We start from the raw sequence: 14,463 nt of genomic DNA, 5'->3' as shown, positions 1-14,463 counted from the left end.
CATGAACATCGCTGCTGTACGCGAGCAGGTAAGCCAAGCCCATCAACATGAAGGCCAGACCGGCCAATTGAAACTGCGTCTCGAGCTGCAACTGCCCCACCTGCATCCCTCGATCCAACTGCCTGAGCAGGACGCCCAGGGTACTTTGGCGCGCTTCGTCAGCGCCTACATTGACCAGGTTCCGGAACTGCTGGAGGCCGCCCACGAGGTCGCCCGCGAGGCCGGCATCGAATCGCAGATCACACCTGTGCTGAAAATTGCCGAGGCCTACTTTCTGCAGCCGCCCAGCGTGATGCAAGGTCATGTCGGCCTGGACTGCCTGCTGGACGAGGCCTACTTGGCACACCGCCTGGTGGAAGAGGTGAACGACCTGTACATCCGCCATTTCCAGCAGCCGTTGATTCCGGTCGACACCACTGTCGCCAACCTGATCGCCCACCAGTTGATTGGCGAAAGCTTTGCCAACCAGCTGGATGAAGTGGTGCACCACTCGGTTGACGAAATGCTCAACGACGAGAGCTTTGCGGTTGAATCGGTGGAGGCTTATCGGGAGAAACTGAGCAGCCCGGCCACCGGCGAGGCGTGGAAGCGCTGGCCTTGCCTGTCGCGCCAGCTAGGTGTCGAGCTAGGGCAGCCAGCCTGATTTTCCTGTCCCGGCCTTTAGCGGGCGAGCCCGCGAAGAGGCCGGATCAGGCAACAATGACGGCGGCCCTATGCCCCAACCCCCGCCGTGGTCCGCAAGCGCCCCTCGATCCGCCGCTTCAGGCGCCGCTGCTCTATCAGCAACCGTGACCCATTGGCAGAATTGCTGCGGCTCCAGTCCTCCAGCAACTCAAGGCACGAGTGGTCGATATAGCTCAGGTTCCCCAGCGGCACATGCAGCGTGGTGCCCGCCGGTACGGTATCCAGCACCTGGGTCAGCGCCGGCACCTTCAGGAACGTCGCCGCGCCGCTGAGGCGCAACTCCATGTGCCCATCCTTGGCCAGGCTCACCAGGTTGATCTTCAGCCGCGCCGCCTTGAACGCCAGCTTCAGCAAGGTCAGGGCAAAGCCCAGCAGTACACCGGTCAGCAGGTCGGTGAAGATGATCGCCAGCGCAGTCGCCGCGTACGTGAACATCGGCATGCGCCCATAACGGCCCAGCCCGCGAAATGCCTTGAAGTCGACCAGTTTGACCCCGGTAAACACCAGCACCCCCGCCAGGCTCGCCACCGGGATCTGCTGCAGCACGCTGCTCAGCGCTACCACGAAGGCCAGCAACCACAAGCCATGGAAGATCGCCGACGCCCGGGTTTGTGCCCCGGCCTGGACGTTGGCCGAGCTGCGCACGATCACCCCGGTCATCGGCAGGGCACCGAGCACCCCGCACAGCATGTTGCCGATACCCTGGGCCGACAGCTCGCGGTCGAAGTCCGAACGCTGGCCGCTGTGCATGCGGTCCACTGCTGCGGCCGACAGCAAGGTTTCGGCACTGGCAATGAACGCCAGGGCAAAGGCGGCGACCAGCAGGGTAGGGTCGGCCAGCTGCATCAGGTCCTCCGGACGAAGCCAGTCGATGGCCTCGGACAGGTCAGCCGGTACCTGCACACGGTTCACCGGCAAGGCTAGCCACATGCTGATAGCGGTCATGCTGGCCACGCCGAGTAATGCACCCGGCACGAAACGCAGCCGCTGCGGCCGCAAGCGCTCCCAGCCCCACATGATGGCGATGGTCCCAAGCCCCAGCGCACCGGCCATCCAGCCGGAGCCCGTGCTCTCCTGTGGCAGGGCTGCCGACAAAGTTGCCGGGAATTCCAGCAGGTTCTGCAGGCCCGACGGTTGCGGCGCCGTGTCGAACATCACATGCACCTGCGAAAGCACGATCAACACGCCAATCCCCGCGAGCATGCCGTAAACCACCGCCGGCGCGGTCACGCGGAACCAGCAGCCCAGGCGCAAGCGACCGGCCAGCAACTGCAATACGCCGGCCAACAACAGGATTGGCCCGAGCATGGCCATGCCGTGCTGGCGTACCAGCTCGAACACCAGTACCGCCAGACCGGCAGCGGGGCCGCTGACCTGTAGTGGGGACCCGGCCAGGAAACCGACGACAATACCGCCGATAATCCCGGTAATCAGGCCTTTTGCCGGCGGCATGCCAGAAGCGATCGCAATGCCCATGCACAACGGCAGGGCCACCAGGAAGACCACCACCGACGCCAGCAACTCACGCGGCAGGGCCGCTTTCAACTGTGTAATGTTCACCGTGTTTCTCCTTTCTCTAGTCGCACGGCCATTCCCCTGGCCGTGGGCACGTTTGCCCCTGACAGGCGCGCAGGCGCGGGCCGCCAGCGAGCACGCCGGCAGGGCAGTCAGGGAATTCAAGGCAGCCGAAGGCCGCGCCACACCCCTACAGGGTGCAGCCGGCTATCAAGGTTCTAGCGGCGGACGGGTCGCTTAGTAGCGGCCTCTCGGAGTGGCGCAGGGAACTGGTTCACCAGCGGCCAAGGGCATGAAGCTGTCGCTGGCAGCGTCGTAGGCTTCGATCTTGCTGGTCTCGATGTCGTACACCCAACCATGAATGAACAGCTCACCGGCTGCCAGGCGCGAAGCCACCGAAGGATGGGTGCGCAAGTGATGCAGCTGGGCGATCACGTTCTCTTTGGTCAGCACTTGCATCGTCTCGTGCTCGCTGCCGCAGGAGCAATTGTTCTCGACCACGGTGCGAGCCACTTCAGCGTGGCGCAACCAGGCGCCGACGGTAGGCATCTTGGTCAGCGACTGCGGGTTGAGTACTGCACGCATGGCGCCACAGTCAGAGTGACCACAGATGATGATGTGGTGCACTTTAAGCGCCATTACGGCGTATTCGATGGCGCTGGAAACGCCGCCGTTCATCTGGCCGTAAGGCGGTACCACGTTACCCACGTTACGGGTCACGAACAGGTCGCCTGGCGAGCTCTGAGTGATCAGCTCGGGCACGATGCGCGAATCGGCGCAGGTAATGAACATGGCGCGAGGCGTTTGCGCGGTGGCGAGTTTCTTGAACAGCTCTTGCTGATCGGGGAACACATCATGGTGAAAGCGCAGGAAGCCGTCGACGATGTGCTTAAAAGCAGCATCGGCGCTTTCCGCGGGGACCTGCGGTACGACCTTGGATGGGTCCTTGACGGGCATGATTCATCCTCTTGACGGTGTGTAGGTAAATCCATTTTACCGGTGAAAGATTCTGGCTATGCAGGGTATTAGATGACTCGCACGGACCATAGATCACAGTCGGTGTGGACTGGTTTCCTACGCTAGCGGGGAAAACTTAACTGAAACTTAATTCGAGGGCTCTAGAACGGGCGTTCCAGATGAAAAAGGCGGGAACTGAATAATAGCAAAAAAACATCAGTTGCCAATATGTATTAGCGCAATTATCAACTTGGATGAGTGGGATTCGGGGCTGGCAATACGCCCACTGCAGGAGCGCAGCCCTGTGGTATTTCAGAACAACGCCATCTGCCCACCCGGACGGCAGAATGCGGAGCAATCCAGCGCCTGCGCATCCCGCCCCTCGAACTCAAGGCGTTTCATGGCCTTGGCGAAGCGCTGGGCCAGTAATTCGGCAAACACCCCTTCACCGCGCATGCGCGCGCCGAAGCGGCTGTCATACAGCTCGCCACCACGGGTCTGGCGAATCAGGCTCAGGACATGCGTTGCCCGCTGCGGGTAATGATCCTGCAACCACTGCTCAAACAACGGCGCCACCTCCAGCGGCAGCCGCAGCATCATGTAGGCCGCACTTTGCGCACCGGCCTCCTTGGCCGCCTCCAGCAGGCGTTCGAGTTCACTGTCGTTGATCATCGGAATCATCGGCGAGCACAGCACCCCCACAGGCACGCCCGCGTCACGCAATACCCGGATGGCACGCAGCCGCGCACCGGGTGAGGCCGCCCGGGGTTCGAGCACGCGCTTGAGGTCGTCGTCCAGCGTGGTCAGGCTGATCATCACCCTTGCCAGGCGCTGGCGGGCCATCTCGGCGAGCAGGTCGAGGTCGCGCAGTACCAGCGAGCCCTTGGTGACGATGGTCACCGGATGGCGAAAACGCAGCAGCACCTCAAGCAGGCGACGCGTGAGCATCTGATCCCGCTCAATGGGCTGGTATGGATCGGTATTGGAGCCCAGGTTGATCGGCGCACACACATAGCCCGGTTTGCTCAATTGCTGCGCCAGCACCTCGGCAGCGTTGGTCTTGGCAATGAGCTTGGTCTCGAAATCCAGCCCAGGGGACAGATCCCAGTACGCGTGGGAGGGGCGGGCATAGCAATAAATACAGCCGTGTTCGCAACCGCGGTAAGGGTTGATGGATCGGTCGAAGGGCAGATCAGGTGAGGTGTTGCGGCTGATCACCGACTTTGCCGTCTCGATCCGCACCTCGGTCCCTTGGCTTGGCGGCACTTCTTGGTACCAGCCATCATCCTCTGCTACCGAGTGGTTCGGCGCGAAGCGGTTGTGGGGGTTGTGTGCCGTACCACGGCCCTTTTGCGGTGCAGGAGGAATCATGGTCAACTCCAATACTGTATTTACATACAGTATATCGTCAACCGTGATTCCACCAGCGCCTCTGGTCCGACAGGCGTGGGCCTACTCCGGCTTCTTCAGCTTCGGATTAGGGAAGAATTGCACCGTCTGAACCTTGGCCGGGGCGGCTTTCGGTTGCAGATGGTTGACCCGGGTGCCGAGCTCCTTCGGCACCGACAAGCCCTGCTCGTTGAGGGTGTCGGTAAAGCCGCAGGCCACGCACTCGCGGTGCGGTACATCGTCTTCGTTCCACATCATCAACTTGTCGGGCTCGCTGCATGCCGGGCACACGGCCCCGGCAATGAAGCGTTTCTTGGTTTTGTTCACAGCTACCTCACTCATGCCGCCACGGCCTCGGTCAGGCCACTGTGGCGCAGCAATGCATCGATGGATGGCTCACGGCCACGGAAGTCGACGAACAGCTCCATCGGCTCGCGCGAGCCGCCGCGGGCCAGAATTGCCTCACGGAAGGCGCGGCCGGTCTCGGCATTCAGTACGCCTTCTTCCTCGAAGCGCGAGAAGGCGTCAGCCGACAGCACTTCGGCCCATTTGTAGCTGTAGTAGCCGGCCGCGTAACCGCCCGCAAAGATGTGCGCAAAGCTGTTCGGGAAGCGGTTGTACGCGGGAGGGCGCATGACCGACACCTCATCGCGCACGCCTTCAAGCACCTGCAGCACGCTGCGGCCATCGCCATGGCTGGCATGCAGCTCGAAGTCGAACAGCGAGAACTCCAGCTGGCGCACCATCATCATGCCCGACTGGAAGTTCTTCGCCGCCAGCATCTTGTCCAGCAGGTCCTGGGGCAGGGCCGCACCGGTTTCATAATGGCCGGAGATCAGGGCAAGGCCTTCAGGCTCCCAGCACCAGTTTTCCATGAACTGGCTTGGCAGCTCGACCGCATCCCACGCCACGCCATTGATGCCGGACACACCGGCATGCTCGATGCGGGTCAGCATGTGATGCAGACCATGGCCAAATTCGTGGAACAGGGTGGTGACCTCATCGTGGGTCAGCAATGCTGGTTTGCCAGGCGCGGCGGGGGTGAAGTTGCACACCAGGTTGGCCACTGGGCTCTGCAGCTGGCCGGCGGCAGTGCGGCGACGGTCGCGGGCGCCGTCCATCCAGGCACCGCCGCGCTTGTTGGCGCGGGCATACAGGTCGAAGAAGAAGCGGCCGACATGCTGGCCGTTTTCTTTGATTTCGAACAGGCGCACGTCCGGGTGCCAGCTGTCGAAGCCCTTGAGCTCGGCGATTTCAATGCCGTACAGGCGCTGCACGATGCTGAACAGGCCACCCAGCACCTTGTCGATCGGGAAGTAGGCACGCAGGGCTTCCTGCGACACGCTGTAGCGCTGCTCTCGCAGTTTCTCGCCATAGTAGCCGGCGTCCCAGCTGGCCAGCTCAGGGCAGCCCTGCTCGGCAGCATAGGCCTTGAGCTGCTGCAGGTCCTGGGCGGCGAACGGCTTGGAGCGCTTGGCCAAGTCACGCAGGAAGCTCAGCACTTGGTCGCTGGACTCGGCCATCTTGGTCGCCAGGCTCAGCTCTGCATAGTTCTGGTAGCCCAGCAGCTCGGCCAGCTCCTGGCGCAGGTCGAGGATGTCCTGCATCACCGGGCCGTTGTCGTTCTGGCCGGCGTTCGGGCCCTGGTCCGAGGCGCGGGTGCAATAGGCCGCGTACACCTCTTCGCGCAGGGCGCGGTCGCTGGCGTAGGTCATGACCGCGTAATAGCTGGGGAACTCCAGGGTGATCAGCCAGCCATCGAGGCTCTTGGCCTGGGCGGCGGCGGCCATCTGCGCCTTGGCCGAGTCGGTCAGGCCGGCCAGTGCAGCTTCATCGGTAACGTGCTTGGTCCAGGCCTGAGTGGCGTCGAGCAGCTGGTTGGAGAAGCGGCTGCCCAGCTCGCTGAGCTTGCTCTGCACTTCGGCGTAGCGCTGCTGCTTATCCGCCGGCAGGTCGATACCCGACAAGCGGAAGTCACGCAGGGCGTGCTCGAGGATAGTCTTTTGCGCCACGTCGAAGCTGGCAGCCTCAGGGCTGTTGATCAACGCCTGGTAGGCTTCGAACAACGCACGGTTCTGGCCCAGTTCGGTAGAGTAGGCGCTCAGGGCTGGCAGGCAAGACTCGTAAGCCTCGCGCAGCTCGGCGCTGTTGCACACCGCATTGAGGTGGCTGACCGGGCTCCAGGCGGCGCCCAGGCGGTCGTTCAGTTCGTCCATGGCCAGCACCAAGCCGGCCCAGGTAGGGTTGTTGCCCTGCTTTTCGAGGATCTCGGCAATGGCTTTACGGTTGTCGGCCAGGATCGCTTCGATCGCCGGCAACACGTGTTCGGCACGGATTTGCGAGAAGGGCGGCAGATCGTAGGACTGCAGAAGTGGGTTGTTCGCACTCACGGTTCGGATACCTTGGCAGAAGAAACACTGCCCCATCTTAATTACAATCGACGCCGACCGCAGCAGGCAGCCTGCCTATCGGCACAGATGAGAGACGCTATCATGGCCATTCGCAGCTTCCAGCAACACACTCCAAAAGTGGGGCCCAAGGCATTCGTCGACCGTTCGGCGGTGGTGTTGGGCGACGTGGAGATCGGCGAAGACAGCTCGATCTGGCCACTGACAGTAATACGCGGCGACATGCACCGCATCCGTATCGGTGCGCGCACCAGCGTGCAGGATGGCAGCGTGCTGCACATCACCCACGCTGGCCCGTTCAACCCCGACGGGTTCCCCTTGATCATCGGCGACGAAGTGACCATCGGTCACAAAGTGATGCTGCATGGCTGCACCTTGGGCAATCGCATTCTGGTGGGTATGGGCAGCACCATCATGGACGGCGCCATCGTCGAGGACGAAGTGGTCATCGGTGCCGGAAGCCTGGTACCGCCCGGCAAACGCCTGGTCAGTGGCTACCTGTATATGGGCAGCCCGGTAAAACAGGCCCGGTTGCTGAACGACAAGGAGCGTGCGTTCTTTGCCTACAGCGCCGGCAATTATGTGAAGCTCAAGGACCAGCACCTGGCCGAAGGCTACGATCAACCTGAATGAGCGCATTCGCGGGCAGGTCCGCGAAGATGGCCACGCAGCACTGAAGTGGAACCCTTTACATGCACCAGCAAAACATCCTTTTCGACCTCGACGGTACCCTGACCGACCCACGCCTGGGCATCACACGCTCGATCCAGTACGCCCTGGCCAAGCTGGGCATCGACGAACCGGACCTGGCCCGCCTCGAACACTTCATCGGCCCACCCTTGCTGCAGGCTTTCATGCAGTTCTACAGCTTCGACGAAGCCAAGGCCTGGGATGCGGTGAACTTCTACCGGGAGCGTTTCCGCGTCACCGGCCTGTACGAGAACCTGGTGTTCCAAGGTGTGCCGGAGTTGCTCGAAGCCCTGAACGGGCAGGGCCGCACGCTGTACATCGCCACCTCCAAGCCGTGGGAATTCGCCCGCGAAATCGCCCGGCATTTCGCCTTCGACCACCACTTCAAGGTGATCTACGGCAGCGAACTGGACGGCACGCGCACCAACAAGGTCGAGCTGATTCGCCATTTATTGGATGAAGAACGGCTGGACCCGGCGCAAACCCTGATGATCGGGGACCGCAAGCATGACCTGATCGGCGCGCACAGCAATGGCTTGCAGGCCGTAGCGGTGGGGTATGGGTTTGGTACCAGCGAAGAGTTGATGGCGGAAGAACCCGCTTTCCACTTCGCCACGGTAGCCGATTTGCATCAGGCTTTTAGCAAGCCTTGAGTGCCAGCAGGGCTGCTTTGCTGCCGGCCCTTCCACATCGATCGGCGTACGCAGGGCCTTTGTGGGGGCCTTGTGTCGCGATGGGCCGCAAAGCGGCCCCTTACCTCACTGGCTAACCATCAGACGCTGCAGCGCCGCTTTTCTTTCTTCAGTAGACAACCGCCCCAACTGCTCGACCCGCTCGTAAAACCGAGCCCAATCCCCACCCGCGTCACGAAACAGCGCCGCAAACGCCGGCACCCACTGATCATAGAGCCCGAACGGCAACAGCTTGGCGTTATTCATCGGCCCATACATCCAGGCGTCATAGCGCTTGTCACCGCCCCACTGGCCATCACGCACCTGCCGGTATTCACGCCTCAAACGCTCAAACTCGCGCTGTTTGGCCTGGCGCTTGTGCGCATCATCCAACGGCCCTGCATAAATCGCCTGCAATCGCTCACGGCTGCCCAGCACCAGGCGGATAAACTGGTCGCGCTGCTTTCCCTGATCCCCGCCAACCGCCGCAAGGCCACGTGCCGCTCGCCATTGCCGCGTGCCTTCCTGCTCGACAAACGAGGCAAACGACTCGTTGAACTCGGTGTCGTCCTGCACATAGAAACGCTGATGGGCCAGCTCATGGAAGATCAAGGTCGCCAGGCGCTCGTCACCCCAGCCCATCATCGAAGACAGGATCGGGTCATCGAACCAGCCCAGGGTTGAATAGGCTTCCACCCCGCCGACGTACACATCCAGCCCGCCCTGGCGCATCAGTGCCGCCGCCCCACGCGCTGCCCCTTGCTGATAGTAGCCACGGTAGGCCACGCATCCGGCAATCGGGAAGCAGTGCGTCACCGGCTGCAACGACAGCTCGGGCGTGGCGAACACGTTCCAGACCACGTACGGGCGGCCCAGGTCGGCATAGACCCGGTAGCTGCGGTTGTCGGGCAGTTTCAATTGCTGGCTGGCAAAAACCCGCGCCTGTTCAGCCCGTTGCAGGTGGGCGCGCAACGCTGGCGGGGTAGCCGGGTCAGCGACTACCTGTTCCACCGGTTGCCGCGCCTGCAACAACTGCCACTGCCCCTGCGCCAGCTGCCCGTAGTAGGCGGCGCTGCTGCAACCGCTCAGCAGAAGCGCAGCCGCCAGCGGAACCAAATGGGTGAAAACGCGGTCGAGTGCCCCAGGGCCTGAGCGCTGCATAAGAAAAAGTCGAAGCATCCGGGACTGTCTGACTCGCTCAAGGCTGACTTCGCTCCAAGACTATCTCGCCAAGGGGGAGTTTCGCCATGCGTGCATTGTGGGTCGCCGGTTCACTGATGCTGATATCTGCCTGTTCGACGTTGCCAGATCCGGACCCTAACCAGGCCTGGATCGACCTCACCCCCTACGACAACACCTCGCTTGATGCTGTGCAGGTGGATGAACGTGACTGGGCCGACAACCGGTATTTTGAAGTGCAACCCGGTAGCCATGAGCTGACCGTGCGCTACCAGTTCCCGGTTACCCCCAGCAACATCGGCCCGGTCGAAGAGCCGCTGTGGCGCGATTGCCAGGTGAAACTGACCTTCAAGGACTTCAGCGCCGGGCAGCGCTACCAACTGCAAGCCGGCAGCATCGGCTTTCGTCCTTGGATCAAACTCTACGACCAGCAGCAGAAACTGCTTGGCCAAGGCCTGCCGGCGGGTTGCCAGCGCACCTGACACGCGCAAACGGCGCTATGCTTATAGCGTGTAAATCGCAAGTGGGAGCTTTGCCATGCGCCAGCCCATGATGCTGATCGCCCTCAGTGCACTGGGGGCTTGCGCCAGCCCCTTGCCGCCCGTCGACCCCAAGCAGGCCTGGGTCGACCTCTACACCATGACCCCTGGCCGGGTGATCATGGCCGACCGCCTGGATGGCAAGCGTCTGGATGACGGCCGCTACTTCCAGGTAACGCCGGGCAAGCACGAACTGGTGGTGCGCTTCGATTACGAGATTTACTCGGGCGGCATCATGAGTGAGCCACGGGACCGTACCTGCTACCTGACCGTGCGCTTTGACGACTTCAAGGCCGGTGAGCGTTATCGTCTGGAAGCACGGGCGCCGGTGATGGAACCGCAGGTGCTGCTGTATGACGCAAGCCGCAAGGTGCTGGTGAACGAGCCTAGCGAGGTGTTCTGCATTCCGTGAACCTGGGGCCGCCAAGCGGCCCCAAGGTCCGGGACCCTACCGATCATTCTTCTGGTAAATGATTTTCTTGGTCCCACCATCGCAAGTCCCGACCACCATGTTCTGGTCCTTGACCTCGCTGTTGGCCACGATTTCGAGGGTGTAGGATGCTACCCCTTGGGCCTGGATCTTGGCCTCGATCTCGGCTTTTAGTTCCTCGCACGGCTTCACCGCCGCCAACGCGGACGTGGCGACCAGCGAAGCCATCACGGCGATTGCTACGCGAATCATGGAACGGCTCCTGAAAGGGCAGTTGTGCTGCCGACGCTGTTTAGACTACAGCAAACTGCCATCGTTGCGCCGCCTCAGCCCACCAACGCAGCATCCAGGCTGATCTTTGCATTCAGTACCTTGGACACCGGGCAGCCTTCCTTCGCTTTGTTGGCGATCTCCATGAATTGCGCCTCGGTGGCGCCAGGCACCTTGGCCCTGAGCACCAGGTGCACAGCGGTAATGGCAAAGCCATCTGCCTGCTTTTCAAGCGTCACTTCGGCTGCCGTGTCGATTCTGTCAGGAGTGAGCCCTGCCTCGCCTAGCATCATGGACAGTGCCATCGAAAAGCACCCGGCATGCGCCGCCCCGATCAACTCTTCCGGGTTGGTTCCTGGCGTGCCCTCGAAACGGGTATTGAAGCCATAAGGGTTCTGCTTGAGTGCGCCGCTTTCAGTCGAAAGCAAACCCTTGCCTTCTTTCAAACCACCTTGCCATATTGCCGATGCTGTCTTTTTCATGATGCCTCCTTGTCGCTGGTTACGTGCTTATGGGTTCAGAGGTCAGTCGCCTACGGCAAGTTCAGAGCAATCACACGGCAACCATTGAATCCGTCGAATACGCCCATACAGAGTCTTAAAGGCCTCTGGCCAATCACTCTTGCGGAGGCCCCATGACGCAGCTGCGTGACTTGAAGATTTCCACCCTCGATTTGGTGCCCGTTCGCGCCGACGCCGGCCCGGCACAGTCGCTGCGCAACTCGCTGGACCTGGCGCAGCACGTCGAGCGCTTTGGCTACAACCGCTTCTGGGTGGCCGAACACCACAACATGGACGGCATCGCCAGCTCTGCCACTTCGGTTCTGATCGGCTACCTGGCCGGTGGCACCTCCACTATTCGCGTGGGTTCTGGTGGTGTCATGCTGCCCAACCATGCGCCGCTGGTGATTGCCGAGCAGTTCGGCACCCTGGCCAGCCTATACCCTGGGCGTATCGACCTGGGCCTGGGCCGTGCCCCAGGTTCCGACCAGATGACCGCCTATGCCCTGCGCCGCGATCGCGCCGGCGGCCCTGACGACTTCCCGGACGATGTCGAGGAGTTGTCACGCTACCTCGGCCCGCGGACTGATGATCAAAAAGTGATCGCCGTGCCTGGGCACGACACCGATGTGCCGATGTGGCTGCTGGGCTCCAGCCTGTTCAGCGCCCAGCTGGCCGGCATGCGCGGCATGCGTTATGCCTTCGCCTCGCACTTTGCGCCACGCTACATGCACGAGGCCATCCGCGTGTACCGCAATCACTTCAAGCCTTCCACCACGCTGGACAAACCGTATGTGATGCTGGGCATTCCCATGGTTGTGGCAGAGACAGATGAGAAGGCCGAGTACCTGGCGACCTCGGTGTACCAGCGCATTCTCGCGCTGATTCGCGGGCAAAGCCTGATGCAGAAGCCGCCGGTGGAGAGCATGGATGGCTTGTGGCTACCCCACGAGCGCGATGCGGTGAGCAGTTTCCTGGGCTTGGCGATGATCGGCAGCCCGCAGAAGGTGCGGGCCAAGGTGGAGGTGCTGCTGGAGCAGACCGGGGCGGATGAGCTGATCTTTACCTGCGACCTGTACGAGCATGCAGACCGGATCCGGTCCTATGAATTGTTGGCGCAGGCCCTGAAAACCGAGTGAGCTTGCGGCTTGCCCACTCCCACAGGAACTGCACGGACGCTTGAGTCTGTGGCGAACCTGTGGGAGCGGGCAAACCCGTGAACACGCCAGCACTCAACCGCGGCGATACACAATTTCCTTGGTACCCGCCTCGCAGCTACCAATCACCTTGCCTGCCGGTTCGCCTTTGTCGACGATCTCAAGCTTGTAGCCGGTGACCCCCTTGGCATCCAGCTTGGCGGCAATTTCCGCCTTCAGCTCCTCACACGGCTTGCCCGCTGCCAGCGCACTGCCAGCCAAGGTCATCAGGCCCAGCGCCAGAATCAGTTTGGTCATCACTCGCATTCCTTGTGCAGATGAAATCAGAAAGGGCGCCCGCCTAGGCGCCCTTTTCCTAAATACCCCATCCCGCCAGGCTGTTCCAGCCTGGCGATGTATCAGCTATTGGCGATACGGAAGCCAACCTTCAGCGTGACCTGGAAATGTGCAGCCTTGTTATCGCGAATATGGCCACGGGTATCGACCACTTCAAACCACTCCAGGTGCTTGATGCTCTTGCCGGCTTCGGCCAGGGCATTGTTGATCGCCTCTTCGATGCTGGTTGGGGAAGACCCCACCAGTTCGATCTTCTTGTAGGTGTGATGATCGGTCATGAGCACTCTCCTTGGGTGACAATGGAATTGAGCCTAGCAGCGCAGGCCTGGTTTACCTGCGAGCTGTCACCGTCAGCGAAAGTTCGATCGCACTTTCCCGCAGCCGAAGGGTCGCAATCCTTACAGCCCATACTGCAAAGGAGAGTCAACATGCACCGCAACTCGCTGCGTAAAACGTCCCTGGAAAGCATGGAAGCAGAGATCGAAAGCCTGCTGAAAAGCCTGGAGAACCTGAAGCACGATGCCTCCGAAGAAACCCAGAAGTCAGTCAAGGCCATGCGCAGCAACGCTGAGAGTGCCCTGCGCCATTCGCGCAGCCTGCTGAGCGATGCGTATGAAGAAGTGAAACAGCGCACCCGCCAGACCGGTATCGCCACCCGCGACTACGCCCAGGAGCATCCCTATACCACCGCAGGTGTAGCTATTGGGGCGCTGGGTCTGCTCGCGGCGTACCTGCTGACCAAGCGCAACTAAGCGCCCTGCCGCACCAACTCCGCCCGTAACCATTGCGCCAGCTGCTCGGCGCGCCCGTCCGCGGCGCGTCGGGGCACCCATAGCGCCAGCGCCGCTGGGGTAGGGGAGAAGCCCCACGGCGCACTCAGGCGACCCGCCCGCAGGTCATCAGCGACCAGCGGCTGTGGCGCGATCGCCACGCCCAAACCCGCCACTGCGGCTTCCAGCAGGTAGTAAAGGTGCTCGAAGGCCTGGCCGTAGTGGATGGCCGTTGGCTCAAGCCCCTGCTGCTCCGCCCAGGTAGGCCAGGCTTGCGGCCGCGATGTGGTGTGAAGCAGGGCTTCACCCATCAGCGCTCGGGCAGGTGCCCCCTGCAAACGTTCGAAACCTGAGAAATGTGGGCTCAAGACCGGCCCTATTCGTTCTTCAGCCAGTACATGTACCTGCATGTCCGCCGGCCACGGCGGCTCGGCATACACCAGCAGCGCGTCCAGCCCCGGCCGCCGCGGGTCGAGATCACCTTCACCGGCTGAAAGATGCAGACGCAATTCGGGTAAATCCGCCTGGAGCCGTCCAAGCCGCGGGATGAACCAGCGCGCCAGCAGGCTTCCCGAGCAGCCCAGTACAAATGGCGCTTCACTGACATCCCGGCTCAGTTCGGCACACACGCTGCGCAGGCGGTCGAAGGCTTCGCCACTGGCATCACGCAGGCGCACGCCGGCATCTGTGAGTTTGATGCCACGCCCGTCCTTTACGAAAAGGGCCACCCCCAGGTGTTCTTCCAGCACCTTGATCTGCCGACTCACGGCGCCATGAGTGACATGCAGCGCCTCGGCCGCCTGACTGACGCTGTTGAGCCGGGCGGTTGCCTCAAAGGCGCGGAGGGCATTCAGGGGAGGGAGGTCGTGGGCCATGATACCTGTGAGTTTTTCTGACAAGTTTGCGCAATCTTATCGGTTTTCAGACGGGCTTGCCGTGGTTAGAGTAAAGCCCATCACTCATTCATT

General features: G+C 61.9%; 18 protein-coding genes. 7 read left to right on the top strand and 11 right to left on the bottom strand.

Translation table 11 applies throughout. From position 1 onward, the window contains the following. Position 1 precedes the first annotated feature (1 nt). Complete coding sequence (locus DMX11_RS05360) at positions 2-643, top strand: hypothetical protein (RefSeq protein WP_110743540.1); 642 nt, start codon at positions 2-4, stop codon at positions 641-643. 68 nt (positions 644-711) lie between these two features. On the opposite strand, the gene DMX11_RS05355 is transcribed toward DMX11_RS05360, so the two are convergent. The 5 genes from DMX11_RS05355 to prlC all read right to left on the bottom strand — a co-directional run bounded on the left by DMX11_RS05355 (position 712) and on the right by prlC (position 6,971). After that, positions 712-2,244 carry a SulP family inorganic anion transporter gene (locus tag DMX11_RS05355; RefSeq protein WP_110743539.1) on the bottom strand — a complete coding sequence of 511 codons (1,533 nt, stop codon included), beginning with the start codon at positions 2,242-2,244 and terminating at the stop codon, positions 712-714. 192 nt (positions 2,245-2,436) lie between these two features. After that, on the bottom strand, positions 2,437-3,156 hold the full coding sequence (locus DMX11_RS05350; RefSeq protein WP_110743538.1) for a carbonic anhydrase: 720 nt from the start codon (positions 3,154-3,156) through the stop codon (positions 2,437-2,439). Positions 3,157-3,468: 312 nt separating this feature from the next. Continuing rightward, positions 3,469-4,527 (bottom strand): PA0069 family radical SAM protein, encoded by a 1,059-nt coding sequence (locus tag DMX11_RS05345; RefSeq protein WP_110743537.1) that lies wholly within the window; start codon positions 4,525-4,527, stop codon positions 3,469-3,471. Positions 4,528-4,608: 81 nt separating this feature from the next. Continuing rightward, positions 4,609-4,887 (bottom strand): YheV family putative zinc ribbon protein, encoded by a 279-nt coding sequence (locus DMX11_RS05340; RefSeq protein ID WP_110743536.1) that lies wholly within the window; start codon positions 4,885-4,887, stop codon positions 4,609-4,611. Further along, the gene (gene prlC / locus DMX11_RS05335; protein WP_110743535.1) at positions 4,884-6,971 is read right to left on the bottom strand and encodes an oligopeptidase A; all 2,088 of its coding nucleotides are present in this window, start codon (positions 6,969-6,971) and stop codon (positions 4,884-4,886) included. Before prlC ends, DMX11_RS05340 begins: the two co-directional genes overlap by 4 nt. Positions 6,972-7,037: 66 nt before the next feature. On the opposite strand from prlC, the gene DMX11_RS05330 reads away from it, so the two are divergent. Next, positions 7,038-7,586 carry a gamma carbonic anhydrase family protein gene (locus tag DMX11_RS05330; RefSeq protein ID WP_110743534.1) on the top strand — a complete coding sequence of 183 codons (549 nt, stop codon included), beginning with the start codon at positions 7,038-7,040 and terminating at the stop codon, positions 7,584-7,586. A gap of 59 nt (positions 7,587-7,645) precedes the next feature. Beyond that, complete coding sequence (locus DMX11_RS05325; RefSeq protein ID WP_110743533.1) at positions 7,646-8,296, top strand: HAD family hydrolase; 651 nt, start codon at positions 7,646-7,648, stop codon at positions 8,294-8,296. 105 nt (positions 8,297-8,401) lie between these two features. Here the strand turns inward: DMX11_RS05325 and DMX11_RS05320 are convergent, their stop codons facing one another. Beyond that, positions 8,402-9,475, bottom strand: a complete 1,074-nt coding sequence (locus tag DMX11_RS05320; RefSeq protein WP_110743532.1) for an aminopeptidase — start codon at positions 9,473-9,475, stop codon at positions 8,402-8,404. Between the two features lie 86 nt (positions 9,476-9,561). On the opposite strand from DMX11_RS05320, the gene DMX11_RS05315 reads away from it, so the two are divergent. Together DMX11_RS05315 and DMX11_RS05310 are read left to right on the top strand one after the other, a co-directional pair. Beyond that, entirely contained in the window at positions 9,562-9,975 is a 414-nt protein-coding gene (locus DMX11_RS05315) for a hypothetical protein (RefSeq protein ID WP_110743531.1), read from the top strand. 55 nt (positions 9,976-10,030) lie between these two features. Beyond that, on the top strand, positions 10,031-10,444 hold the full coding sequence (locus DMX11_RS05310) for a hypothetical protein (RefSeq protein WP_110743530.1): 414 nt from the start codon (positions 10,031-10,033) through the stop codon (positions 10,442-10,444). Positions 10,445-10,480: 36 nt separating this feature from the next. Here DMX11_RS05310 and DMX11_RS05305 read toward each other — a convergent pair whose 3' ends face one another. Continuing rightward, a complete protein-coding gene (locus tag DMX11_RS05305) occupies positions 10,481-10,714 on the bottom strand; it encodes a DUF1161 domain-containing protein (RefSeq protein WP_110743529.1) in 234 nt (77 codons plus the stop codon). Positions 10,715-10,788: 74 nt separating this feature from the next. Beyond that, a complete protein-coding gene (locus DMX11_RS05300) occupies positions 10,789-11,214 on the bottom strand; it encodes an OsmC family protein (RefSeq protein WP_110743528.1) in 426 nt (141 codons plus the stop codon). A 152-nt stretch (positions 11,215-11,366) separates the two neighbouring features. On the opposite strand from DMX11_RS05300, the gene DMX11_RS05295 reads away from it, so the two are divergent. After that, the gene (locus tag DMX11_RS05295) at positions 11,367-12,371 is read left to right on the top strand and encodes an LLM class flavin-dependent oxidoreductase (RefSeq protein ID WP_110743527.1); all 1,005 of its coding nucleotides are present in this window, start codon (positions 11,367-11,369) and stop codon (positions 12,369-12,371) included. 93 nt (positions 12,372-12,464) lie between these two features. On the opposite strand, the gene DMX11_RS05290 is transcribed toward DMX11_RS05295, so the two are convergent. Together DMX11_RS05290 and DMX11_RS05285 are read right to left on the bottom strand one after the other, a co-directional pair. Next, on the bottom strand, positions 12,465-12,686 hold the full coding sequence (locus DMX11_RS05290) for a DUF1161 domain-containing protein (RefSeq protein ID WP_110743526.1): 222 nt from the start codon (positions 12,684-12,686) through the stop codon (positions 12,465-12,467). 101 nt (positions 12,687-12,787) lie between these two features. Next, positions 12,788-13,003, bottom strand: coding sequence for a dodecin (locus DMX11_RS05285; protein ID WP_003253076.1), 216 nt, complete (start codon positions 13,001-13,003; stop codon positions 12,788-12,790). Between the two features lie 150 nt (positions 13,004-13,153). On the opposite strand from DMX11_RS05285, the gene DMX11_RS05280 reads away from it, so the two are divergent. Then, positions 13,154-13,477, top strand: a complete 324-nt coding sequence (locus tag DMX11_RS05280) for a YqjD family protein (RefSeq protein ID WP_110743525.1) — start codon at positions 13,154-13,156, stop codon at positions 13,475-13,477. On the opposite strand, the gene DMX11_RS05275 is transcribed toward DMX11_RS05280, so the two are convergent. Beyond that, complete coding sequence (locus tag DMX11_RS05275) at positions 13,474-14,370, bottom strand: LysR family transcriptional regulator (RefSeq protein ID WP_110743524.1); 897 nt, start codon at positions 14,368-14,370, stop codon at positions 13,474-13,476. The genes DMX11_RS05280 and DMX11_RS05275 overlap by 4 nt on opposite strands. Between the last annotated feature and the right edge of the window lie 93 nt (positions 14,371-14,463).

Source organism: Pseudomonas sp. LB-090624 (assembly GCF_003205205.1).
In the GTDB taxonomy this organism is placed as follows: Bacteria; Pseudomonadota; Gammaproteobacteria; order Pseudomonadales; family Pseudomonadaceae; genus Aquipseudomonas.
Note: the sequence above shows the minus strand (reverse complement) of the source record. Positions and strands in the feature narration are given on the sequence as shown.